The organism is Aeromonas bestiarum (genome assembly GCF_000819745.1).
GTDB classification, from domain to species: domain Bacteria; phylum Pseudomonadota; class Gammaproteobacteria; order Enterobacterales; family Aeromonadaceae; genus Aeromonas; species Aeromonas bestiarum.
Window position 1 is genome coordinate 1 of sequence record NZ_CDDA01000028.1, and the last position, 22,496, is coordinate 22,496.

General features: G+C 61.3%; 19 protein-coding genes, 3 tRNA genes and 1 pseudogene. 8 read left to right on the plus strand and 15 right to left on the minus strand.

Features of this window, described 5'->3' with window-relative positions; genetic code table 11:
• Positions 1 to 168: 168 nt before the first annotated feature.
• A pseudogene (locus BN1118_RS21240) lies at positions 169 to 387 on the minus strand (IS1595 family transposase); the annotation flags it as partial.
• 28 nt (positions 388 to 415) lie between these two features.
• Between BN1118_RS21240 and BN1118_RS22300 the strand changes: the two are divergent.
• Together BN1118_RS22300 and BN1118_RS22305 are read left to right on the plus strand one after the other, a co-directional pair.
• Positions 416 to 703 (plus strand): hypothetical protein, encoded by a 288-nt coding sequence (locus tag BN1118_RS22300; protein WP_244463616.1) that lies wholly within the window; start codon positions 416 to 418, stop codon positions 701 to 703.
• Positions 661 to 873, plus strand: coding sequence for a hypothetical protein (locus BN1118_RS22305; protein WP_244463617.1), 213 nt, complete (start codon positions 661 to 663; stop codon positions 871 to 873). The genes BN1118_RS22300 and BN1118_RS22305 overlap by 43 nt, the downstream gene beginning before the upstream one ends.
• Before the next feature lie 83 nt (positions 874 to 956).
• Here the strand turns inward: BN1118_RS22305 and BN1118_RS13420 are convergent.
• The 11 genes from BN1118_RS13420 to BN1118_RS13470 all read right to left on the minus strand — a co-directional run bounded on the left by BN1118_RS13420 (position 957) and on the right by BN1118_RS13470 (position 11,757).
• Positions 957 to 1,043, minus strand: a tRNA-Leu gene (locus tag BN1118_RS13420).
• Positions 1,044 to 1,084: 41 nt separating this feature from the next.
• Positions 1,085 to 1,158: transfer RNA gene (locus BN1118_RS13425), tRNA-Cys, on the minus strand.
• 35 nt (positions 1,159 to 1,193) lie between these two features.
• Positions 1,194 to 1,269: transfer RNA gene (locus BN1118_RS13430), tRNA-Gly, on the minus strand.
• 183 nt (positions 1,270 to 1,452) lie between these two features.
• Positions 1,453 to 2,007, minus strand: a complete 555-nt coding sequence (pgsA, locus tag BN1118_RS13435) for a CDP-diacylglycerol--glycerol-3-phosphate 3-phosphatidyltransferase (RefSeq protein WP_042036538.1) — start codon at positions 2,005 to 2,007, stop codon at positions 1,453 to 1,455.
• A 476-nt stretch (positions 2,008 to 2,483) separates the two neighbouring features.
• Positions 2,484 to 4,337, minus strand: coding sequence for an excinuclease ABC subunit UvrC (gene uvrC / locus BN1118_RS13440; RefSeq protein ID WP_043556606.1), 1,854 nt, complete (start codon positions 4,335 to 4,337; stop codon positions 2,484 to 2,486).
• A gap of 129 nt (positions 4,338 to 4,466) precedes the next feature.
• Positions 4,467 to 5,111 carry a UvrY/SirA/GacA family response regulator transcription factor gene (gene uvrY / locus BN1118_RS13445; RefSeq protein ID WP_011706579.1) on the minus strand — a complete coding sequence of 215 codons (645 nt, stop codon included), beginning with the start codon at positions 5,109 to 5,111 and terminating at the stop codon, positions 4,467 to 4,469.
• A gap of 212 nt (positions 5,112 to 5,323) precedes the next feature.
• Positions 5,324 to 6,103, minus strand: a complete 780-nt coding sequence (gene kdsB, locus BN1118_RS13450; protein ID WP_043556608.1) for a 3-deoxy-manno-octulosonate cytidylyltransferase — start codon at positions 6,101 to 6,103, stop codon at positions 5,324 to 5,326.
• A complete protein-coding gene (locus BN1118_RS13455; protein ID WP_042036532.1) occupies positions 6,100 to 6,288 on the minus strand; it encodes a Trm112 family protein in 189 nt (62 codons plus the stop codon). The genes kdsB and BN1118_RS13455 overlap by 4 nt, the downstream gene beginning before the upstream one ends.
• Before the next feature lie 167 nt (positions 6,289 to 6,455).
• Entirely contained in the window at positions 6,456 to 7,451 is a 996-nt protein-coding gene (lpxK, locus tag BN1118_RS13460) for a tetraacyldisaccharide 4'-kinase (protein WP_043556609.1), read from the minus strand.
• The gene (msbA, locus tag BN1118_RS13465) at positions 7,451 to 9,220 is read right to left on the minus strand and encodes a lipid A ABC transporter ATP-binding protein/permease MsbA (protein WP_043556610.1); all 1,770 of its coding nucleotides are present in this window, start codon (positions 9,218 to 9,220) and stop codon (positions 7,451 to 7,453) included. The genes lpxK and msbA overlap by 1 nt, the downstream gene beginning before the upstream one ends.
• Positions 9,221 to 9,558: 338 nt before the next feature.
• Positions 9,559 to 11,757, minus strand: coding sequence for a DNA internalization-related competence protein ComEC/Rec2 (locus tag BN1118_RS13470; protein ID WP_084214106.1), 2,199 nt, complete (start codon positions 11,755 to 11,757; stop codon positions 9,559 to 9,561).
• A gap of 27 nt (positions 11,758 to 11,784) precedes the next feature.
• Here BN1118_RS13470 and BN1118_RS13475 point away from each other — a divergent pair, with 27 nt between their 5' ends.
• From BN1118_RS13475 to BN1118_RS13485, 3 genes are all read left to right on the plus strand, one after another.
• Complete coding sequence (locus BN1118_RS13475; RefSeq protein WP_043137408.1) at positions 11,785 to 12,303, plus strand: DUF2062 domain-containing protein; 519 nt, start codon at positions 11,785 to 11,787, stop codon at positions 12,301 to 12,303.
• The gene (locus tag BN1118_RS13480; protein ID WP_043137411.1) at positions 12,297 to 12,791 is read left to right on the plus strand and encodes a DUF2062 domain-containing protein; all 495 of its coding nucleotides are present in this window, start codon (positions 12,297 to 12,299) and stop codon (positions 12,789 to 12,791) included. Before BN1118_RS13475 ends, BN1118_RS13480 begins: the two co-directional genes overlap by 7 nt.
• A 129-nt stretch (positions 12,792 to 12,920) precedes the next feature.
• On the plus strand, positions 12,921 to 14,423 hold the full coding sequence (locus BN1118_RS13485) for a helicase HerA-like domain-containing protein (protein ID WP_043556615.1): 1,503 nt from the start codon (positions 12,921 to 12,923) through the stop codon (positions 14,421 to 14,423).
• Between the two features lie 109 nt (positions 14,424 to 14,532).
• Here the strand turns inward: BN1118_RS13485 and BN1118_RS13490 are convergent, their stop codons facing one another.
• The 3 genes from BN1118_RS13490 to BN1118_RS13500 all read right to left on the minus strand — a co-directional run bounded on the left by BN1118_RS13490 (position 14,533) and on the right by BN1118_RS13500 (position 18,112).
• Complete coding sequence (locus BN1118_RS13490) at positions 14,533 to 15,723, minus strand: amino acid aminotransferase (protein WP_043556617.1); 1,191 nt, start codon at positions 15,721 to 15,723, stop codon at positions 14,533 to 14,535.
• Between the two features lie 159 nt (positions 15,724 to 15,882).
• Complete coding sequence (locus BN1118_RS13495; RefSeq protein WP_043556619.1) at positions 15,883 to 16,824, minus strand: hypothetical protein; 942 nt, start codon at positions 16,822 to 16,824, stop codon at positions 15,883 to 15,885.
• A 232-nt stretch (positions 16,825 to 17,056) separates the two neighbouring features.
• On the minus strand, positions 17,057 to 18,112 hold the full coding sequence (locus BN1118_RS13500) for a porin (protein WP_043137420.1): 1,056 nt from the start codon (positions 18,110 to 18,112) through the stop codon (positions 17,057 to 17,059).
• Positions 18,113 to 18,494: 382 nt separating this feature from the next.
• Here BN1118_RS13500 and dinG point away from each other — a divergent pair, with 382 nt between their 5' ends.
• The 3 genes from dinG (at position 18,495) to BN1118_RS13515 (ending at position 22,386) form a co-directional block, all read left to right on the plus strand.
• Positions 18,495 to 20,567, plus strand: a complete 2,073-nt coding sequence (dinG, locus tag BN1118_RS13505) for an ATP-dependent DNA helicase DinG (RefSeq protein ID WP_043556620.1) — start codon at positions 18,495 to 18,497, stop codon at positions 20,565 to 20,567.
• A 174-nt stretch (positions 20,568 to 20,741) separates the two neighbouring features.
• Positions 20,742 to 21,401, plus strand: coding sequence for a YccT family protein (locus BN1118_RS13510; RefSeq protein WP_043556622.1), 660 nt, complete (start codon positions 20,742 to 20,744; stop codon positions 21,399 to 21,401).
• A 76-nt stretch (positions 21,402 to 21,477) separates the two neighbouring features.
• A complete protein-coding gene (locus BN1118_RS13515; RefSeq protein ID WP_043556624.1) occupies positions 21,478 to 22,386 on the plus strand; it encodes a histone deacetylase family protein in 909 nt (302 codons plus the stop codon).
• Positions 22,387 to 22,496: the final 110 nt, after the last annotated feature.

Here is a 22,496-nt window from a genome sequence, read left to right on the forward strand (position 1 = left end):
GCTCTTTGGCGAGCTCTAGCAGGCTGAGTTTGCGACGTGCTACTTTCTCGTTGGTGGTCATACGGTGACTCCAGATAACACGGTAGGGGTACCGTTTTGTTATCCGGTTTGAAGCCGTATGACCACTCCCTTTTGTGGGCAACTGTCAGGTGAATACCATCTCCATACAATCTGCTCCAGCTGAAAATCTGCATGGTGGCCTGCCCGGTCTTGCACCACCATCACTGGGATGTAATCCGGCCCGGTGCCACGAGTTCGCCCTTTACCACCGCGACGACGTGGCGGACGCGGCAGTCCCCGTTGCCCCTTGAACGATTCAAGGAAGAAGGTCTCATCGACCTCAACGATGCCCTCTTCCCGTGTAGCTTGATGGCCTGCCATCACCCGCCAAGATGGCTATCAGCACCGCTTCTCGGTGGCTGACTGCGACGCTTACACCGGCGTGACGGCCTACTGGCAAGACAACAAGGCAGCCGAGAAGAAGAAAATCGAGGTGAAGCGAAAGAAGAAGACCAGGCCGAAGCCGGAACGGCCCCTGCCGCCGGGCGTGGTAGTCAACAAGAAGGAACACGAGCTGCTGGTCGGCGACAGCGAGAACGTCAAAGAGCTGTGCCATGTTTACGCCAACCAGATCAACGCCATGCAGGCCGCCCGCGCAGAATGGGAACCCAGCGCGGGGTGGCCGAGTTCGACATCACCCTGACCAAGGGCCGACCCGAGCTCTACCCGGAACAGCCAACCACCGTCAGGGGATTCAAACCTGATATCGACGCCGCCCCCTGGCTACTCACTCAGGTGGTGCACGGCCTCACCAACCAGGGCTACACCAACCGCGTACAGCTCGAAGTGAAGCGGGAAGAGCTACCGGAATAAATCTGTGTGGATCAAATGTGGACACTGGGAGGAAAACAAAAAGGCCACTATTGCTAGTGGCCTTAGTAAGGCTTTGATTTTAATGGTGCCCGAGGCCGGAATCGAACCGGCACGACGCGAACGTCGAGGGATTTTAAATCCCTTGTGTCTACCGATTTCACCACTCGGGCACCGCAATCGGTATCAAGTCCGCGCTGCGGGCTTGTCAATATGGAGGCACGTTCCGGAGTCGAACCGGACTAAACGGATTTGCAATCCGCTGCATAACCGCTTTGCTAACGCGCCATGCAAAAGAGAGTTGGCTCTCTATTGTCTGAATTTGGAGCGGGAAACGAGACTCGAACTCGCGACCCCGACCTTGGCAAGGTCGTGCTCTACCAACTGAGCTATTCCCGCATTGGTCTGGCTGACTGCCTGACTACGAGGACGCATTCTAGCGATGTTCCTCGCCCAGTCAACCAAAAATGTTTAATACCCTGATCGTTCGGGTGTTTTTTACCCTTTTCCTGCACTTTTACCACTCATGATCGTTTCCCTGCCCCAACGACGGGGAAACGATGCTTTATGCCAAGACAGGCACTAGAAGCGGGAGTGGTAGGTCAGATCGCCCCAGGCGGCCTTCATGTACTGGAACATGGACCAGAAGGTGAGCACGGTCGCCACATAGAGCAGCACGTAGGCGAGCCATACCATCCAGATGTCGTACTGCCAGATGAGGCCGGTGAGCGACACCATCTGGATCATGGTCTTCCACTTGCCAATCCAGCTGACTGCCACCGAGGAGCGTTTGCCGAGCTCGGCCATCCATTCACGCAGGGCGGAGATGATGATCTCGCGGCCAATCATGGTCATGGCGGGTATGGTGACCCAGATGGTGTTGTAGTGTTCGACTATGACTACCAGCGCCGCCGCCACCATGATCTTGTCGGCGACAGGATCGAGGAAGGCGCCGAAGGCGGTGGACTGGTTCAGCTTGCGGGCGAGGTAGCCATCAAACCAGTCGGTCGCGGCCGCCAGAATGAAAACGAGGGCCGCCGCCAGATAGGACCACTGATAGGGTACATAGAACAGGATGACGAAGACGGGGATGAGCAAGATCCGAAAAAACGTCAGCAGGTTAGGAATATTTGTCATTATTTTCAGCCACTTCTTGTATGCCGCTACATGGTAGCCCCAAGCCGATCACGGATGCAACCGGACAGGCGCCCGCCTTGGTCTATTAATCCATCAACAACCTCAGGATGCGGGCCATTATGGCATTTACGGGCCCCCTGCGTCACGGCTCTTGTGCGTCCAGAGGCGGGATTGCGGCCACGATTCAGAGCGAATGCAAGGCATCCAGGATGGACTGGGTTGAATGCCGAGCACGATGAGCCCTGACCCCTGGCTCAGATCGAATGCAAGGCATCGTGAATGGCGTGGATCAGACCCGCGCCTGGCTGATGCCGAACACCCTGCCGGCTCAGAGCGAGTGCAAGGCATAGTGAATGGTGTGGGTCAGACCAGCGCCTGGCTGATGCCGAGCACCCTGCCGGCTCAGAGCGAGTGCAAGGCATCGTGAATGGTGTGGATCAGACCTGCGCCTGGCTGATGCCGAGCACTCTGCCGGCTCAGAGCGAGTGCAAGGCATCATGAATGGACTGGGCCAGCTCCTGGCTGATGCCGGGCACCTTGGCGAGCTCGTCCACCCCGGCCTTCTTCACCTCCTGCAGGCCGCCCAGGTACTTGAGCAGAGCCTGACGACGCTTGGGCCCCACCCCAGGGATATCCTCCAGGGTACTGGTGGTGCGGGCCTTGGCGCGCCGCGCCCGGTGGCCCGTGATGGCGAAACGGTGAGATTCGTCGCGAATATGCTGAATAAGGTGCAAAGCGGGCATATCTGCCGGCAAGTGCAGCTCTTCGTGGCTCTCCCCCAGGATCAGGGTCTCCAGCCCCGCCTTGCGGGTCACCCCCTTGGCGATGCCCACCAGCAGCGGATATTTGCCGCCGAGGAACTCCAGCTGACGGGCCAGGATCTCCTCGGCGCGGCGCAGCTGACCCAGGCCGCCGTCGATAAACAGCACGTCCGGCACCTTGTCCGGCTCCTGCAGCTTGCCGAAGCGCCGCTCCAGCACCTGCTCCATGGCGGCGTAGTCATCCCCCCCCGTGATGCCGTCGATATTGAAACGGCGGTATTCCGAGGAGAGCGGCCCCTCCCGGTTGAACACCACGCAGGAAGCCACTGTGCGCTCGCCCATGGTATGGGAGATGTCGTAACACTCCATGCGGGCGATAGGCTGCTCCAGCTCCAGCAACTCTTCCAGCTGGCTGAAGCGGGCCTGGGTGGTACTCTTGTGGGCGAGGCGCGAGCGCAGCGCCGTTTGTGCATTGATGGAGGCGAGCTTGATAAAGCGCGCTCGTTCACTACGAGTACGGCTCACCACCCGCACCTTGTAACCTGCGGTCTGGCTCAGGGTCTCGGCAATCACGCTCTCGTCCTCGAGGGCCACGTCCAGCAGCACCTCGCTCGGGATCTGCCTGCCCCCCTGCCCCGACAGATAGAACTGCAGCAGGAAGGATTGCACCACCTCCTCCAGCGGCGTATCGCTCGGCACCTTGGGGAAATAGCTGCGGGAACCCAGCACCTTGCCCTGACGAATGAAGAGCACATGGATGCAGGCGGCGCCTTGCTCGAACGCCACCCCCACCACATCCAGTTCATCGAGCACGTTGCCACTCACCGACTGCTGCTCGGTCACCCGGCGCAGAGCCTGGATCTGATCCCGGTAGCGGGCCGCATCCTCGAAACGCAGATCGCCGCTGGCGGACTCCATCTTGCCCACCAGCTCGCCTATCACCTGCTGGTTCTTGCCCGCCAGAAACAGCTTGGCCAGCTCCACCTGCTGGGCATATTCCGCCTCGCTCACCAGCCCCGCCACGCAAGGGCCGGCGCAGCGCTTGAGCTGATAGAGCAGGCAGGGACGGGTACGGTTGGCATAGACGGCATCCTCGCACTGGCGCACCGGGAAGATCTTCTGCATCAGGTGCAGGCTCTCGCGCACGGCGCCGCCGGAGGGATAAGGGCCGAAGTACTCCCCCTTCACCTTGCGCGCGCCGCGATGGACGCCTATGCGGGGATGCCGGTGCCCTGTGATGATGATCCAGGGGTAGGATTTGTCGTCGCGCAGCAGCACGTTGTAGCGCGGCTGGTACTGCTTGATGAGGTTGTGCTCGAGGATCAGCGCCTCTGTCTCGGTGTGGGTCACCATCACCTGGATATCGGCGATCTGGCGCACCAGAGTGTGGGTCTTGATGCTGTCGACCTTGGTGCGAAAGTAGGAGGAGAGCCGTTTTTTAAGATCCTTGGCCTTGCCCACATAGATGACGGTGCCACCGCTGTCGTACATGCGGTAGACGCCGCTCTGGTGAGTCACGGCGCTCAGAAAGGCCTTGCTGTCAAAAAGGGGCTCGGGAGAAAGGGTCATCGGCTACTCGGCTCAACACAAAGGGGCGAAAACGATAGAAGTCAGCATCAACGGGGAGAGCATACTGCGCCAGGCCGGCGAAATGCAAAAAGGCGGCACCCGCCGCCTTTTTGACTGCCCGTCACCCGCTTACAGGGTGTCGGCGTCCAGCATGCCATAGCGAATGGCCAGATGGGTCAGCTCCACATCGCCGTTGATGTTGAGCTTGCTGAACAGGCGGTAACGATAGCTGTTGACCGTCTTCGGGCTCAGGTTCAACTGCTCTGAGATGTCGGTCACCTTCTGCCCCTTGGTGATCATCATCATGATCTGCAACTCGCGCTCGGAGAGGGACTTGAAGGGATTTTCATCCGCCGACGCAAACTGGCTGAGCGCCATCTGCTGGGCGATCTCGGGGGAGATGTAACGCTGGCCCGAGTGCACCAGGCGAATGGCGTGGATCATCTCGTCCGGGGCGGCGCCCTTGGTGAGATAACCGGCGGCACCCGCCTGCATCACCTTGGTGGGGAACGGATTTTCTGAATGAATGGTCAGCACTATGATGCGCACATCGGGCCGGATCCGCAGTATCTTGCGGGTCGCCTCCAGGCCGCCGATGCCCGGCATGTTCATGTCCATCAGGATCACGTCTGGATGGTGCTGACGACAGAAAGTGACTGCGGTTTCCCCGCTCTGCGCCTCGCCCACCACCTTGATCCCGCGGACATCTTCCAAAATGCGTCTTATCCCTGTACGCACCAACTCATGATCATCGACCAGGAATACATTTATCACCCAAACACCCCGTTTTTTTATCTCGTTATATGCCAGTTAGGGTTAACACGGCGTCTTGCATCATAACCAAACTCGCTGGTTTGGCAAACCATGGGCGGGAAAAGTTTGAAAGTGCTCATAAATGACGTTTGTAATCAAATAATTATGCAAGGATTCAACACAAAAAACGGCGCCCGCAGGCACCGTTCAGCGTCATATCGGTGGCGCTGGCATCAGTTCGCCAGCAGTGCACGCACCTTGTCCAGATCGGCCTGGGTATCCACCCCGACCGGCGGCGCTTGCAGCGCCTGGGCCACGTGGATCTTCTCCCCGTACCAGAGCACCCGCAGCTGCTCCAGGGCCTCGACCTGCTCCAGCACGCTCGGCGCCCAGTCCACGTAACGCTGGATGAAACCGGCGCGATAGGCGTAGATGCCGATGTGGCGCTGGTAGAGATCACCAATCTGCTCGTGGCGCCCAGCAGCGCGATCACTGGCAGCAAAGCGATCCCTGTCCCAGGGAATGCAAGCGCGGCTGAAGTAGAGGGCGTAGCCATCCTTGTCGGTCACCACCTTGACCGCGTTGGGATTGAACGCCTCTTCCGCATCAACAATGGGCACAGAGAGGGTAGCCATGGGCGCCGTCGCCGCGGCCAGATTGTCGGCCACCTGACGTATGATGGCGGGCGGAATGAGCGGCTCATCCCCCTGCACATTGACGATGATGGTATCGCTGGCAAAGCCGTAGTGACGGCACACCTCCGCCAGACGCTCGGTGCCGGACTGGTGATCCTGCGAGGTCATGCACACCTCAAAGCCCGCGAGCGCGGCACAGGAGGCCAGCGCGCTGCGTACCCGCTCGTCATCGGTGGCGACGATCACCCGATCCGCGCCGGATTGCAGGGCCTTTTCCACCACGTGCTGCACCATGGGCTTGCCATGGATGTCCGCCAGCGGCTTGCCCGGCAAGCGGGTGGAGGCGTAGCGGGCAGGAATGATCACCACGAAACTCATGACGGCATCTCGTCGCTATTGAGGTGACGGGCGCGGTTCTCCAGCAGCACAGGGATCCCCTCCTCCAGCGGATAGGCCAGCTTGTCGAAACGGCAGACCAGCTCGTGTACGGCCTTGTTGTAGTGCAGCTTCCCCTTGCAAACCGGGCAGGCGATGATGTCGAGCAATTTGATATCCAGTGCCAAAACGAAACTCCTTCAACGATGTCGAGCAAGCGACTATCTCGAGCGGGCCAAAATGCCGGGCACGCTATGATGTCGAGCCATTGATATTCTAAAACCCGGAGCCAAATCGCGGCTCCTTCCACTCTATCGAGCGGGCCAGGATGCCGGACCAGCCGGCATGCCATTCTTCAGTGTTCAGTGTCGGAAGCGGGCGCCTTTGCCGGATGCAATTTCTGCAACAGGCTGTCGAGCAAGGAAGCAGGCAACTCGGCACTGACCGGCAGATACCACCAGTTATCCGGCGCAAACCCACGACACTTGACCGCGTCTTTTTCGGTCATCAGCAACGGCCGTTCGCCGAAGCGGGCGAGCAGTTCATCCCGCTCAAACGCCTGATGATCCGCATAACCGACGCGCTGCTGCAGCTCATAACCAAGGCTGGTCAGGGTGGCGAAGAAACGGGGGGGATGGCCTATGCCGGCCAGGGCATCCACGGTGCGGGGCAAGGGCTCGCTGGCGAGCTCGTCATCGCGCACCCGGCGCGGCGCATCGGCCACCAGCGCCATGGGGTACTCCCCTCGGGCCGGCATGCCGCCGTTGCAGATGATGGCATCCACCCGCTTGAGCCGGGTCACGGGCTCGCGCAGCGGCCCCATGGGCAGCAGGCAGGCGTTGCCAAAACGACGCACTCCGTCCACCACCACCAGTTCGATGTCGCGGGCCAGCCCATAGTGCTGCAGACCGTCGTCTGTGATGATGATGTCCACCTCGCCACCTTGCTCCAGCAGCCGCACCGCATCGGCCCGTTTCGGGGCGACCACCACGGGGCAGCCGCAGCGACGGGCGATGAGCACGGGTTCGTCACCCGCCTGCGCCGTGCCGCTATTGGCATCGAGCCGGTAGGGATAATGGGGCGCCTTGCCGCCATAGCCGCGACTCACCACTCCGGGCCTGAACCCGCGGGCTTGCAGCTGTTCCACCAGCCAGACCACGACCGGGGTCTTGCCGTTGCCACCCACCGAGATATTGCCCACCACTATCACCGGCAGGCTGGCCCGATAGGCCCTGAACCAGCCGCGTCGATAGGCGACGCGACGGGCGCCGCTGATAATGGCAAACAGCAGGGCAAAGGGTGCCAGCAACCAGCGCCAGCGGCTCTGCCCATACCAGAGTTGCTGCAGCATTAGCCCTTGTTACCCGCAGCTACGTTGCCGAACTGGATGGCGCGCAACTGGGCATAGGTGCCCTGATTGGCCATCAAGGCTTCGTGGTTGCCGCGCTCGACGATATGACCCTCGTCGATCACCAGGATCTCGTCCGCCTTCTCTATGGTGGAGAGACGGTGGGCGATCACCAGCGAGGTGCGCGCCTTGCACAGCTCGTCGATGGCAGCCTGGATGTGACGCTCGGACTCGGTATCGAGCGCCGAGGTCGCCTCATCCAGCAGCAATACGGGGGCATCGCGCAGCAGGGCGCGGGCGATGGCGATACGCTGACGCTGACCACCGGACAGTGAAGCCCCGTTCTCGCCGACCACGGTATCGTAACCCTGGGTCATCTTGCTGACGAACTCGTCGGCATGGGCGATGCGGGCCGCCTGCTGGATCTCTTCCCGGCTGTATTTCTCTTCCGCCGCATAGGCGATGTTGCTGGCGACAGTGTCGTTGAACAGGTGCACATGCTGGGAGACCAGGGCGTACTGCTTGCGCAGCTCGCTCAGGCGGTACTCGCGAATATTGACGCCATCCAGCAGGATCTCGCCCTGCTCCACGTCGTAGAAACGGGTCAGCAGGCTGGCGATGGTGCTCTTGCCTGAGCCGGAGCGCCCCACCAGGGCCACGGATTTACCCGCCTCCACCTTGAAGCTGACGTTGTGCAGCGCAGGGGTATCCTTGGTCGGGTAGGTGAAGGTGACGTTGCGAAACTCGATCTCGCCACGGGCACGATCCAGAGTGCGAGTGCCTGTGTCCTCTTCCGGGGTGGAATCGAGCAGACCGAACAGACTCTGACAGGCGGTGATGCCGCGCTGGAACTGGTTGTTGACGTCGGTCAGGCTCTTGAGCGGCTTGAGCAGCATCATCATGGAGGTGACCATGACGGTGAAGGTACCGGCGGTCAGGGTCGCCTTGACGCTGTCTATGGTAGACACGTAGAGGAACACGGCCAGCGCGACCGAGGCCACCATCTGCACTATGGGACTGCCGATGGCATCGGCGGCGACCATCTTCATGGTCTGCTGACGCATGTGGTTGCTGACGCGGAAGAAGCGTTTCTCTTCGACCTGCTGGCCACCGAACATCAGCACCTCTTTATGACCCTTGAGCATCTGCTCGGTCGAGGTGGTGATGTCGCCCACCGCCTGCTGGATGTGGCGGCTGATCTTGCGAAAACGACGGCTGATGAGGCCAATCAGTATGCCCACCACAGGGCCCACCACCAGGAAGATCACCGACAACTGCCAGGAGTGCCAGAACATCAGGCCGAGCAGACCGACCACGGTCGCCCCTTCCCGTACCAGCGAGACCAGAGTGGAGCTGGCTGCAGAGGAGACCTGACCGGCGTCATAGGTCACCTTGGCCAGCAGGTTGCCGGTATTCTGGCGGTCGAAGAAGCTCATGGGCATGGCCATCAGGTGGCTGAACACCTGCTGTTGCAGCCGCATCACCACATGGTTGCCGACCCAGGCCATGCAATAGTTGGAGAGGAAGGTGGCGCAGCCACGCAGGGCAACGATGCCGAGTACGAAGAAAGGCATCCATTTCAGCACGCCGCTGTCATTGCCATTGAGGCCCTGATCGATCAGTGGCTTGATGGAGTAGACGAAGGTGGTATCCACGGCGGCATAGCCCAGCATCCCTATGATGCCGCCGACCAGACCCAGCTTGCGATCCCGGACATAACCGAGCAGACGCTTGAAGACGGGCCAGCTGTCTTGTGAGGTTTCTTGTTGCATGAATAGCCGTTAATAAAGGAAATGACGGGGTATTCTAGCCAAAGCTTGCGCATCCACCAAGCGCCGCCATCTTGATAGCCAGAGTCCGCACCGGAAATGACGGATTAATGCCCAAGCCAACGCCTGCGCATCCACCAGGCGCCGCCATCTTGATAGCCAGAGTCCGCACCGGAAATGACGGATTAATGCCCAAGCCAACGCCTGCGCATCCACCAGGCACCGCCATCTTGATAGCCAACATCCGCCCCTCGCTAGAGGGAGATGATGGATTATTTCCTGGCCGGCTCCGGGCCGGCGGCCCCTCGCCACAGCGGATCCTGGCGGGAAATGGCAGAAGGTCATCTGGGCCAGCCCGCAGGACGCCACCAGGCGCCGCCCCGGCGATACCAGGGGCCATGGTCGCGCTCGGTACGGATGCCGAACCCGTCAGCCTGGGGTTCAATCAGGATGGCGCCATCAAGCCCGGTGACCCACTGACTGGCCTGCCGATAGCGGGCCACCACCTCGGGACGAGGAAAGCCCCACTGATTAATAAATCCCGCGCTGTGCACCACATACCGGGCATTCACGGCCGCGACGAAAGCCGGGGTGGACGAGGTGCGACTACCATGATGAGGGCTCACCAGCAAGGTGCTGGCCAACTCGCCCCGATCCAGCGCCAGCAGACGGCGCTCCGTCTCCTGCTCTATGTCCGCGCTGAGCAGAATGCGCCGGTTGCCGTCGCTTATCTGCAGCACGCAGCCGTCGTTGTTGTGGCCGCGCCCAGGTTGTTCGGGCCAGAGCACGGCAAAGTCGATCCCCTGCCAGCGCCAGCGCTGGCCACGCCGGCACAGAGTGGTGAGCTTGCCAAACGCAAACGAGGAGAGCTCATGGCGCACCGGCAGCGCCCGCAATATGGCCCGGCGGTTGCCGGCGTGATCCCTGTCCTTGTGGCTGATGACGAGATAATCCAGCACCTGCACATCGAGCCGGTTGAGCAGCGGCAGGATGGCGGCATCCGCCATGTTGTAGCCGCCGGGATAACGATCGCCGGTGTCATAGAGGATGCCACGATCCCCTCGGGTGATCAGCACAGACAAACCCTGTCCCACATCCAGCACCCTCACTTGCCAGCCCGTTGGCATAGGCCAGGCGGCAAGCAAGAGGGCCGCGACCACGGGAATAACCAGCGGGCGAGCCCCCGGCACGTGCCAGGTGCACCAGAGCAGGGTCAGCACTGCGCTGACCGGTACTACCCAGCCCGGCACGGGCCACCAGAGCTGCCACTGGCTGGCCAGTTGCGTCAGCCCCCACAACACCCACTGCAACCCCAGATCCGCCAGCCAGAACAAGCCGTGGGCCAGCCAGCCCCAGAGCGGCGCCAGCAGGACGCCGATCAGCGCCAGCGGAATGATCCCGATGCAAAACAGCGGCAACGCCAGCAGATTGAGCAGCAGCGCCAGCGGCGCTATGCCCTCGAACAAGGCCAGTTGCAGCGGCAGCAAGCCGAGCAGCAGCAAGCCCTGCAGCCGCACCAGACCGGGTTTGGCCTCCAGATAACCCGCCGCCAGCAGCAGGGCCACCGCCAGAAACGAGAGCCAGAAGCCGGCCGAGTAGAGGGCGAAGGGATCCCACAACACCAGCGCTACGAAGGCCCACAGCCAGATGCGATAAGCGGGCCACTCGCGCCGGCGCCAGCGCAGCAGGCTCCACACCAGCACCATGATGAGGGCCCGCTCGGTGGCCACCGCAAACCCTGCCAGCCAGCTGTAGACGGCGGCAAACAACAGGGCGACCAGTATGGCCCCGCGCAGCCCGAACAACCGTCCTAGCCACCAGCCCAGCACGGCCACCAGCGCTATGTGCTGACCCGAGATGGCGATGATATGGGTCAGCCCGCTGCCGCGAAACAGCGTCCACTGCTCATCCGTGATGCCGCTCTGCTCGCCAAAGGTGAGTGCCGACAACAGGGGAGCATGGGTCAGCCCCTGCCAGCTGGCGGCGGCCTCAGCCAGCCAGCGATCCCGCCAGCCCGGCGCGGCGGCCTGCGTCTTCATGATGCGGCGCAGGTTGCCGGTGGCTGTGATGCCCTTGCCCAGCAACAGGCGCCGTCCATCCATGCCAGCCTCGTTGGCCAGCCCATGGGCCGGTTTGAGAGAGACCACCAGCGTCACCTGGCTGCCCGCCGGCAGAGCGGGCAGGGTCTGGTAGGCATTGATCCGCACCAGCGGCGCCGGGGTCAGCGCCTGACCATCGAGAGACGCCACCTGCAGCAGCAGCCGGACAAATTTATCGCCCTCGGGCTCTGCACTTTGCAAGCGTGCGGTTATGATGTGGCTCGCCTGCGCCTCCAGCTGATCCAGCCAGGCGAGCCGGTACTGCAGACTGGCCTGCATCCAGAGGATGCCGAGCAGCAGAAACAGCAGACGCCAACAGCGACAACAGGCGAGGGGGAACGCGATCAGCAGCATCAGGCCCCCCCATTCCCATGAAGGTAACCATGGCCAGAGTAGCGAGGAGCTTGCCCCCAGGGCAAACGACAACAAGCGCAGATCCATGGTGCAAGTATTTAGCAAGGTTTCAATATGCCCAAACGACTCATAAAACGCTGGATGCCTGATCAAGAGAGACTCAAGGAACACAAGCACTTGCGGCTGTTCGGCAAGCTGCTGCTCGATGCCAATCTGTGGCATCTCAACCGGCGCTCCGCCGCCGGCGCGTTCGCGGTCGGCCTCTTCATGGCCTGGATCCCCCTCCCCTGCCAGATGCTGCTGGCAGCCGGTGGCGCCATCGCCTGTCGGGTCAATCTGCCCCTCTCGGTCGCCCTGGTCTGGCTCTCCAACCCCTTTACCATGCCGCCCCTGTTTTACGGCGCCTACCTGACCGGCTGCCAGCTGCTGGGGCAACCTTCCCAGCACATCGACATCGAGTTCACCTGGGCCTGGCTGGTGTCGGTATTCGAGACGCTGGCCCCGCCCCTGCTGCTGGGCTCCCTGGTGCTCGCCCTGCTGAGCTCGCTGATCGGCTATGCCCTGATCCGCACCTTCTGGCGCATCAGCACGGTACGCCAGTGGCAAAAGCGCAAGGAGGCGCGGGCATGCTGAGCCGCTGGTTTGCCCGTTTCAAGATAGATCCGGACACCTTGCGCCAACAGAAGTGGTTCGCCCTGTTTGGTGAACGCCTGCTGGCACCCGCACTCTGGCAGGGGGGAGCACGGGCCCTGAGCGGCGCCGTGGCAGCCGGCCTCTTCGCCTGCTGGATCCCGGTCCCCATGCATTCGCTGATCGCCGTCGCGCTGGCGCTGGCCTTCAGCCTCAACCTGCCGCTGGCCCTGCTGGCGGTCTGGTTCAACAACCCGGTGACGCTCCCCTTCATGTATCTCTATGCCTACCGCACCGGCTGCCTGGTGCTGCACAAGACGCCGGAGCCGTTTCATCTCACCTGGTCCCTGCACTGGCTGGAACAGGAGGCGGCGACCCTGGTGCCGCCCTTCCTGCTCGGCAGCCTCTTGCTGGCGGTGCTGACCGCCGCCTGCGGCGCCGCCCTCACCCTGCTGCTGTTGCAACTGGCCAAGCTGGCACGCGCACGCTGATCGGCACCTTGTCAGGACAGCCCTTGTCCTGGCAAGGTGATTTCCCCCTCTCTTGCCATCATTTGGCTCTGCCGCCACACTCCTTGTAGATATCTGCTGCATGCCACCTGCCAGGACAAGGAGCGCACCATGACAGAACCGCTGACGCTGGCCTATGCCAATGGCCAACCCCTCTCCCTGCTGCCCGCCATGGCCAATCGCCACGGCCTCATTACGGGCGCCACAGGCACGGGTAAAACCGTCACCCTGCAGGTGCTGGCAGAGGGCTTCTCCCGCCTCGGGGTGCCGGTCTTTCTGGCAGATGTGAAGGGGGATTTGAGTGGACTGGGTGCCGCCGGCACCCCATCCAGCAAGCTGGATGCCCGTCTGGCCCAGCTCGCCATGCCGGCTCCCGTCTTTACCGCCACCCCGACCCTCTTCTGGGATCTGTTCGCCGAGCAAGGGCACCCGGTGCGGGCCACCGTCTCCGACATGGGCCCCCTGCTGCTGGCCCGTTTGCTCGGCCTCAACGACACCCAGAGCGGGGTGCTGGAGCTGGTGTTCAGGGTGGCGGACGAGGAGGGCCTGCTGCTGCTCGACCTCAAAGATCTGCGCGCCATGGTGCAGTTTGCCGGGGAGAACGCCAAATCCCTGACCACCCGCTATGGCAATGTGTCGACCGCCTCTATCGGCGCCATCCTGCGCAACCTGCTCACCCTGGAGAGCGCGGGGGGCGATCACTTCTTCGGCGAGCCCATGCTGGATATCCAGGATCTGTTGCAGACTGACGAAGCCGGTCACGGCCACATCAATGTGCTGGCGGCGAGCAAACTGACCCAGTCCAGCCGGCTCTATGCCTGCTTCCTGCTCTGGCTCTTGTCGGAGCTGTTCGAGCAACTGCCCGAGGTAGGCGACCCGGACAAGCCTGTGCTGGTGTTCTTCTTCGACGAGGCCCATCTGTTGTTCAACGATGCACCCAGGGCGCTGCTGGAAAAAATTGAACTGGTGGTGCGCCTCATCCGCTCGAAAGGGGTCGGTGTATATTTCGTGACCCAGAGCCCGGCCGATATTCCCGACAGTGTGCTGGGGCAGCTCGGCAACCGGGTACAACACGCGCTGCGCGCCTTCACCCCGAGCGATCAGAAGGCGGTACGGATCGCCGCCAATACATTGCGCGCCAACCCAGCCTTCGATGCGGCCGGCGTCATTACCGAGCTCGGGGTGGGCGAGGCCCTGGTGTCACTGCTCGATGAGAAGGGACGCCCGAACGTGGTGGAGCGCGCCTTCATAGCACCACCTGCCAGCCGTATCGGGCCCTTGAGCGAGGCCGAGCGGCTGGCACTGATCCGGGGATCACTGCTCTACGGCAGATACGAGACCCGCGAAGATCGCGAATCGGCCTTCGAGCGACTCAATGACGGCAAGGCTTCAGCTGCATCAGATGGCGAAGCCAAGACCGATGCCGAAGGTGGTCTGCTCGATACTCTCAATGGCATCTTGTTTGGCCGTACAGGCCCGCGCGGTGGCCAGCACGATGGGATAGTGCAGACCACCGCCAAGAGCGTGGCTCGTACCATTGGCAACGAGGTGGGGCGCCAGTTGGTACGCGGCGTACTCGGCTCCCTGCTGGGCGGCAACAAGCGACGCCGTTGACGCAGCCGTAATACAGGGATACAAAAAAGCCCGCCGGGTCTCCCCGGCGGGCTTTTCACTGCTCTGGCAACATCACCTACGCAAACACTCAGCCATCACGGCTGGAGCATCACAGTACCTTGGCGATGGCGTCACACAGGGGATCTATGTTGGTACGGGTGATCCCGGCCACGCTGATCCGGCCTGAACCGACGATGTAGATGGCAAACTCGCTCTTGAGGCGCTCCACCTGATCCTTGGAGAGACCGGAGAAGGAGAACATGCCGTTCTGCTCGCGGATGAAGCTGAAATCCTGGCTCACACCGAGGGCAGCCAGCTTCTCCACCAGCAGCTCGCGCATCTCGCGAATGCGCACCCGCATGGCCGCCACTTCTTCAACCCACTCGGCATAGAGGGCAGGGTCACTGACGATGGTGGTCACCACGGCAGCGCCGTGTGACGGCGGGTTGGAGTAGTTGGCACGGATAACGGTCTTGACCTGGGTGAAGGCCACGTCGGCGATTGCCTTGGTCGCGCTCACCAGGGTAAAAGCGCCGACCCGCTCGTTGTAGAGGCCGAAGTTTTTGGAGAAAGAGCTCGCCACCAGCAGCTCGTCGTGACATTCGGCGAAGATGCGAAGACCCTCGGCATCTTCTTCGATGCCACGGGCAAAGCCCTGATAGGCGAAGTCAAACAGCGGCAGCCAGCCGGCGGCGGCACTCTGTTTGGCCAGGGCGTGCCACTGCTCAGCGGTGGGGTCGATACCGGTCGGGTTGTGGCAGCAGCCGTGCAGCAACACCAGCTCACCAGCCTGTACGTCACTGAGCGACGCCTGCATGGCGGCAAAGTCGAGCCCCTTGGTGGCGGCGTCGTAGTACTTGTACCACTTGACGGTCAAACCGGCGGCCTGGAATACGCTGACGTGGTTGGCCCAGGTGGGATCGGAGATCCAGATGGTCTTGGCCAGCCCGTTGCGCACCACGAACTCGGCGGCGATCCGCAGGGCACCGGTGCCGCCCGGCGCCTGGGCGGTCTTGGCGCGGCCGCTGGTGATCAAAGCGGAGTCCTGTCCGAACAGCAGTTGCTGCACTATGCGGCCGTATTCGATATTGCCTTCAATACCGAGATAATTCTTGGTCTTCTCGTCGGTGAGCAGCTTCTGCTCGGCTTTCTTGACGCAGTGAAGGATAGGGGTGGCACCGGTCTCATCCTTGTAGATCCCGACCCCCAGATTGATCTTGTGGCTGCGAGAGTCAGCGCGGAAGGCTTCGGTCAGGCCCAGGATCGGATCCGCTGGGGCGGCAACAACCTTTTCAAACATGGTATTCCCTGTATTCCGTTGAGTTCGTTGGGTGGCAAAGCGTGTCGGCAAACCGTCTGTGACACACGAAAGCGCCTATTTGGCGAGCGCTTCGTCAACTCTTTATATCATCGTGCTCAATGGGGGAAAACCGCTTTCTCAACGACATCTGCGGCAATATCAGCCGACCGCATGCCACTCTGGCGCCAGCGCGCACACCTCGGCGGACAAGCCACCATTGGACTCAACCAAACCGCTACAAACTGCTAACAACGACTTGGGGATCCGGCTCGGCTCCCAGGGGCGGCCATCACCCAGCGGCAGGGCATAGGCCGACACTATGGGGGAGAAGGCGGTTGGCAGCCACCAGCTGGCCGGACGGCCCAGCCGCTGGGCCAGCGCCAGTGTCCGATCCACACCGGCGGGATCGAGTGAAGTGAGGTGGCTCCACTGCACATTGGGCGGCAGGGCGGCCACGACCTGTTGCAAGGCGACTTGCGCCGTCGTGGGCGACCATACCAGCAGGGAGCCAGCACAGAGCGCCAGCTCGGCAAAGGCACCGACGCTGTCGGTGGTGATCACCCGCTCGATATTCCCCTCTCCCCACAGGATCTTGCCAAGCCCGGCCAGGGTACGCTCAGGCAAGGCCAACTCCCCCAATGCCTGCAACCAGGGGGCCGCATCGAGCAGGGTGCCACCGCTGAAAAACAGGCTGAAGGGCTGCGGTGCACGCAAGCGCAGCAGCTGATCGGCGCAGAGCCGAATGCCCTTGTCCTCGAAATCGATCTGCTCGTTGGGGCTGAAGGTTGCCTCGGGTTTGCGATAGAGCGCCGCCAGTACTCGCTCGTTGACTCGCTCACCAAGCTGCCAGCCATGGGCCTGCAGCCACTCTTCGGGGGTTGGCGGCGCAGTGGCAATGTCGGCCAGCGTCAGTTCGCGGGTCAGATAGCGCCGCCCGGCCGGGGTCAGTTCATAGCTGTGATTGCCAAGGGCGAGCAGCAACTGGTTGTCCTTGAGCAGGCCTACCAGTGGCAGATACTGGCGAGCCCGGATCACCAGGGGGGAGTGATCCAGTAGCTGGCGGGCCAGTTCCCGCCATTGCGGGTGACTGAAGTCAATCAAGCGTCGTCCTTCCCTGTTTGTCGAGCGTCCTTCAACGAGTTGGATAATCTAGCGATTCACTGACGAAGAGCCAAGGACAAAAAAGAGACAACGTGAGCTGGCGCAGGCCAAAGAGGCCAAGGGGAAGTGATTAACGCGGGCGAAAGCGGGCAATGACATAACAGGCAGCAGATAAAACAAAACGGCCAAGCAAGCTTGGCCGTTTACCAACTAAATCAGCGCAGAGGCTGGATTAGAAGTTGTATTGCAGGGCGACAGTGAAGTCGTCATCCTTGCCGCTAACACCGTTGATTTTGTATTCGGTGTAGGCTTTCAGCTTGGAAGTGAAGGAGTACTGTACGCCCAGCAGAGTGGCATCCATCAGGTCTTCGTAGGAAGAACCGCTCAGGTTGGCATTCTCTTTACCTTCTTTGAAGTTGTAGCCGGCCAGGAAGGTCCAGGCATCAACGTTGTAGGTAGCAGCCAGTTCGTAACCACGACCTTCATCTTTGTAGCCAGTGGTGTCGTTCTTCACTTCAGCCTGGGTGTAAACACCGGCGAAGTTGAAGCCGTTGATGGCGTAGTGTGCGCCCAGCGCCCACTCGGATTTCTTGCCGGTAGCGTCTGTGGTTTTGCCTTCCAGGTCGGAGTAAGCATAACCACCGTTGAAGCCCAGGCCGAAGTCGAAGTCATAACCGACAGCAGCGGCGTAAGCATACTTACGCTTCACGTCCGGGAAAACGGTAGTCTTGATGCCACCAGCAACGTCTGCCACTTTCACAGCCTGGTCATCGTTGGTCTGATAGGACACTTTACCCTTGAAACCGCCGATGGCGTTGGAGTAGATGACCTGACCTTCTTGACGACCGTCATAGAAGTTACCTTCGCTGCCCCACTCGTTGAAGATATCGGTAGGTTCCAGTACGTCGTAGAAGGCGGTATCGGTCTGACCGAAGATAACCTTGCCGTACTGGGTGCCGTCGAAACCAACGTAGATGTGACGGGAGTCAAACTTGTTGGCGGAGTTTTCAGCAGAAACTTGCCACTCGGTCTTGGCGATACCGGACCAGGTGTTGTTCAGAGCAATCTTGCCGGACCAACCCAGACGGGAAGAACCTTTCAGCTCACCATCAACATCTTTGTAACCAGAAGCAGCGGTAGAGTCAGCTTCGTTGGTGTCACCGTAGTAGTTAGCCTGAACACGGCCGTATACGTCAAAAGTGGTACCGTCTTTGTCATAGATCACTGCAGCGTTAGCGGCGGATGCAAACAGAGCCGGGATAGCAATAGCCAGAATTGTCTTTTTCATAGTTTCCAATGCCTACTGTAATTAAACACTAAGTTGTTGTTATTCCCTGTGTTAGCGATGTTCTTTGCATCACTATGGGGCCCGAGACTAGCACCGGGTTTTCCAATCCGCAATGAAAAAACTTGGAACTTTTTACGAAAAGCATAGTCATAGCGGAAAATTTGTGACCTGAATCCCACATTGTTTGCACCTCTTGGGAAAACGTTTACAGCGATAATGGCTGGCTTTAGCGGCCCATGCTGGTGATTTATCGCACAGTAACGAGGGCCCGCCTTATAAATAGAAGAAGAGGTCTGATCTGTGCGTTGCACCATGCCTCGACCCGGGTTGGCAGTTACGGGTATCCTGTCCTTCTTCACCCCCCGCAACGGTCTTTTCTTTCATGCTGTCTACCCGCCTCAAAGCCGCCATTCGCAATACCTATCGCCAAATCGCCGATGGTTTACCCGGTTTTGTGCCGCGCAAGGAGCAGAACTTTCTGGTGGCGGAGATAGCCAAGACCCTGACGGGGGAGTATGACAAGCAGCGTCGCATCCTGGTGGCCGAAGCCGGTACCGGCATCGGCAAATCCCTCTCCTATGCCCAGGGTGCCATCCCGGTGGCACGCCTGACCCAGAAGAAGCTGGTGATCTCCACCGCTACCGTCGCGTTGCAGGAGCAGCTGATCCACAAGGACCTGCCCTTTTATCACCGCCACAGCGAGCTGCCGTTTCGTTTCATGCTGGTCAAGGGGCGCCAGCGCTACTGCTGCGAACATCTGCTTGAACAAGCCGCAAGCGGCACCGAGATGGCCAACTTCGAGCTCGATTTCGGTAGCTTAAGCAAGCACAAGCCGTCAGATTCTGACAAGGAGCGCTATCAGGCGCTGTGGCAGGCCTATACGGACGGGAAATGGGATGGCGACCGGGACAACTGGCCCAAGCCCATCCCCGATCTGTGCTGGGATCGCATCGCCGCCGACCGCCACACCTGCAACAAGGCGCTGAGCCATCATCAGCACTGCCCTTTCCACCGCGCCCGCAACGACATGGATGCGGCCGACGTGCTGGTGGTGAACCATGCCCTGCTGCTCTCCGACCTCACCATGGGCGGGGGCATCATATTGCCGCCCCCCGACGAGTGCCTCTATGTGCTGGACGAGGCCCATCACCTGCCCACCATAGCCCGGGATCACGGCGCCGCCTCGGCCAGCGTCAAGGGCTCCCGTCGCTGGCTGGAGAAGCTGGTACAGAGTGCCGGCAAGCTGGCCAGGACGCTGAACAAGGACAGCTTGCTCGACCCCCAGTTGAAGCTGCAGGATGCGCTGGCCTCCCTGCAACCGGATCTCAAGGCCCTGGAACAGTGGCTCGGCGCCAACGACCGGCTGTTCAATGGCGAGGCACACTATCGATTCACCGAAGGTGTGCTGCCAGATCCCCTGCCCATGCTGGCGGAAAACCTGAAGGAGGCGAGCAAGAAGGCGCTGCGGGCACTGGACCGGATGCAGGGCGCCATCGGCGAGGCGCTCAAGGATGGCGAGATCCGGCGCAAGGAAGCCGAGCCCCTGCTGGCGGAAACCGGTTTTCACTTGCAGCGGCTGGAGAGTTTCTGCGCCCTGTGGGAGATGCTGGGGCGCCATGTGCCCGAGGGCAAGACACCGCTCGCCCGCTGGATGGCCAAGAGCGACGACGGCGACATCTGGTTGCACGCCTCCCCCATCGAAGTGGGGTATCTGCTGGAGGAGTGGCTCTGGTCCCGCTGTCTGGGCGCAGTGCTGGTGTCGGCCACCCTCACAGCCCTCTCTTCATTCAGCTATTTTCGCCATCAGGTAGGGCTGAAAGAGCACGACGGCACCCGTTATCTGCGTCTGAGATCCCCGTTTGATTACCAGAAAGCCGAGCTCTATCTGCCCAGGATGGAACATGAACCCAGCTCCCCCGCCTTCACCCAGGAGCTCATCAGCGCCCTGCCCCGGCTGCTGGCCGGCAAGGAGGCGAGCCTGGTGCTCTTCTCCTCCTACCGGCAGATGAACGAGGTGGCGGTGGGGCTGCGAGCCAAGGGGCTCTCCTTGCTGGTACAGGGAGAAGCCTCCCGCAATGCCCTGCTCACCCTGCACAAGCAAAAGTGCGACGGCGGCCAGGCCAGCATACTGTTTGGCACCGGCAGCTTCTCGGAGGGGCTGGACCTGCCCGGCCACTACCTCACCAACCTGGTGATCACCAAGCTGCCCTTTGCGGTGCCCAACTCGCCTGTGGAAGAAGCCACCGCCGAGTGGGTCGAGAAACGGGGCGGCAACCCCTTCCTGCAGCTGACGGTGCCGGAAGCCTCCCGCAAGCTGATTCAGGCCTGCGGCCGCCTCATTCGCAAGGAGGCGGACAGGGGCCGGGTCACCATACTCGACCGGCGCCTGCTGACCAAGCGCTACGGCAAGGGGCTGCTCGAGGCGCTGCCACCGTTCAGCCGCCGGATTGAATAGGGTCCAGCCCCCCGGCGGGAGCAGGGCTGACTGGCACATACCGTTTTTGATAGAAAGATGGGCAGCCGGACCAATCCATGGCGTCATAAACGCCTATTGCTGCCCTTGGGCAAACCTGTAAAAATGAGCCCCTGTTTTTCAGTGGGCACTCGCCTGACTGTTCAAGGAGATGAAATGAAACTGACTGTTCTGGTGCCGGCCCTGGCTGGTCTGTTGTGGGCAGGTAGTGCCCTGGCCGATGCCCAATTGGAAGTCACCAACCCCTATATCGTCCAGCTGATCGATGGTCAGTCCATCAATCCCAAGCTGCTCGACAAGACCAACACCTTCCCCATCAAGGCGGGTGATCATCAGCTGGTCGTCGCCTTCGAAGGCAACTACTCCAGCCGCAGCGACATCAAGCTGGTGACCGCAGAGCCGCTGGTGATCAACTTCACCGCCGCCGACAACCAAAAACTGGTGCTGGACTACAAAAAACCGCGCAACGAAACCGAAGCCAAACAGTTCGTCAAGGATCAAAAAGTGGTTCTGAAAGACAAGAGCAGCGGTCAAGTCGTCGCCAGCGAACAGTTCGTGCTGCCGAAAGTCGAAGGCTTCCAGCTGACCCGTGACTATCAGCAAGAGCTGCTGGGCATGGGCAAGGCCTTCAACCAGCCAGCCACGGTCGCCGTCTCCAGCGCCGCCGTCATGGCCGCCGCCAGTGCGCCGGTCCAGGTTGCCCCGAGCAAGGTTCAGAGCAACCCGGAAGCCCTGACCCAGCTGCAGAGCTGGTACAACAAGGCCGATGCAGAAACCCGCAAAGCCTTCCAGATCTGGGTTATTCAGCAGCAGTAATGGCGTATTGAATGCCATCTGGTGCAAGAAGGGGAGCCTGGCTCCCCTTCTTCATATCCGCCAAGGCCCTGCTTTCATGTCACTGCGCATCTTTTATCATCCTCTCTACTCCGCCCTGACCCTGCCAGAGCGTCACCGCTTCCCGCTGGCCAAGTATCAGGCGCTGTTTGAGCGCCTCGGCAACCTCGGCTATCCGCTGACAGAAGCCGCGGCAGCCACCCCTGAGCAGATAAAAAGGGTGCACCATGCCGCCTATGTGGAGGCGGCCCTCGCCGGCACCCTCGATATGGGCGCCATCCGCCAGCTCGGCTTCCCCTGGTCCCCCATGCTCATTGAACGCACTTTGCGCTCGGTGGGCGCCACCCTTGCCGCCAGCCGCCATGCCCTCGAACAGGGTTGCGGCCTGCAGATCTCCGGCGGCTATCACCATGCCCACCGGGATTTTGGCAGCGGCTTCTGCCTGTTCAACAATCTGGTGATCGCCGCCCAGGTTTGTCTGGACGAAGGGCGCTGCGAGCAGGTATTGATCGTCGATCTCGATGTACATCAAGGGGATGGCAGTGCAGCACTGTGCCAGAGCCGACGCGACATCATCACCCTCTCCCTGCACGGGGAGCACAACTTCCCTCGCCACAAGCCCGCCTCCCACATGGACTTTGCCCTGCCAAGCGGCATGGCGGACGATGCCTATCTCACCACACTGACAGAGGCGCTCAACCTGGCGCTGCGGCTCTATGCCCCCGACTTCATCCTCTATCAGGCCGGGGTCGATGTGCACCAGGGCGACGAGCTTGGCTACCTTTCCTTGAGCGACGAGGGGGTACGCCAGCGCGATGCCATGGTATTTGACTGCGCCTACCGGCACGGACTGCCCATTGCGGCCGTACCGGGCGGCGGTTATCGGCGCGACTGGCAGCAGTTGATCCCGCTGCACCTCTCTCTGTTCGAGGAGGCGCGCCGTCGCTTCGGTCAAGACGCGCCATAAACAGTCCGCTTGCTGACCAAATCTGGGTTCCTGTAAAAGTGGGTTCCCGTAAAAGAAGAGGCGGCCCCGGGGCCGCCTCTTCTTTAATGTGCAGCACGACTGCGCCGTGC

Coding starts and splice junctions, on each gene's coding strand:
- BN1118_RS22305 (WP_244463617.1), top strand. CDS start 661: ATGGGAACCCAGCGCGGGGTGGCCGAGTTCGACATCACCCTGACCAAG.
- pgsA (WP_042036538.1), bottom strand. CDS start 2,007: ATGACAAATATTCCTAACCTGCTGACGTTTTTTCGGATCTTGCTCATC.
- uvrC (WP_043556606.1), bottom strand. CDS start 4,337: ATGACCCTTTCTCCCGAGCCCCTTTTTGACAGCAAGGCCTTTCTGAGC.
- kdsB (WP_043556608.1), bottom strand. CDS start 6,103: ATGAGTTTCGTGGTGATCATTCCTGCCCGCTACGCCTCCACCCGCTTG.
- lpxK (WP_043556609.1), bottom strand. CDS start 7,451: ATGCTGCAGCAACTCTGGTATGGGCAGAGCCGCTGGCGCTGGTTGCTG.
- msbA (WP_043556610.1), bottom strand. CDS start 9,220: ATGCAACAAGAAACCTCACAAGACAGCTGGCCCGTCTTCAAGCGTCTG.
- BN1118_RS13470 (WP_084214106.1), bottom strand. CDS start 11,757: ATGGATCTGCGCTTGTTGTCGTTTGCCCTGGGGGCAAGCTCCTCGCTA.
- BN1118_RS13475 (WP_043137408.1), top strand. CDS start 11,785: ATGCCCAAACGACTCATAAAACGCTGGATGCCTGATCAAGAGAGACTC.
- BN1118_RS13480 (WP_043137411.1), top strand. CDS start 12,297: ATGCTGAGCCGCTGGTTTGCCCGTTTCAAGATAGATCCGGACACCTTG.
- BN1118_RS13485 (WP_043556615.1), top strand. CDS start 12,921: ATGACAGAACCGCTGACGCTGGCCTATGCCAATGGCCAACCCCTCTCC.
- BN1118_RS13490 (WP_043556617.1), bottom strand. CDS start 15,723: ATGTTTGAAAAGGTTGTTGCCGCCCCAGCGGATCCGATCCTGGGCCTG.
- BN1118_RS13500 (WP_043137420.1), bottom strand. CDS start 18,112: ATGAAAAAGACAATTCTGGCTATTGCTATCCCGGCTCTGTTTGCATCC.
- dinG (WP_043556620.1), top strand. CDS start 18,495: ATGCTGTCTACCCGCCTCAAAGCCGCCATTCGCAATACCTATCGCCAA.
- BN1118_RS13510 (WP_043556622.1), top strand. CDS start 20,742: ATGAAACTGACTGTTCTGGTGCCGGCCCTGGCTGGTCTGTTGTGGGCA.
- BN1118_RS13515 (WP_043556624.1), top strand. CDS start 21,478: ATGTCACTGCGCATCTTTTATCATCCTCTCTACTCCGCCCTGACCCTG.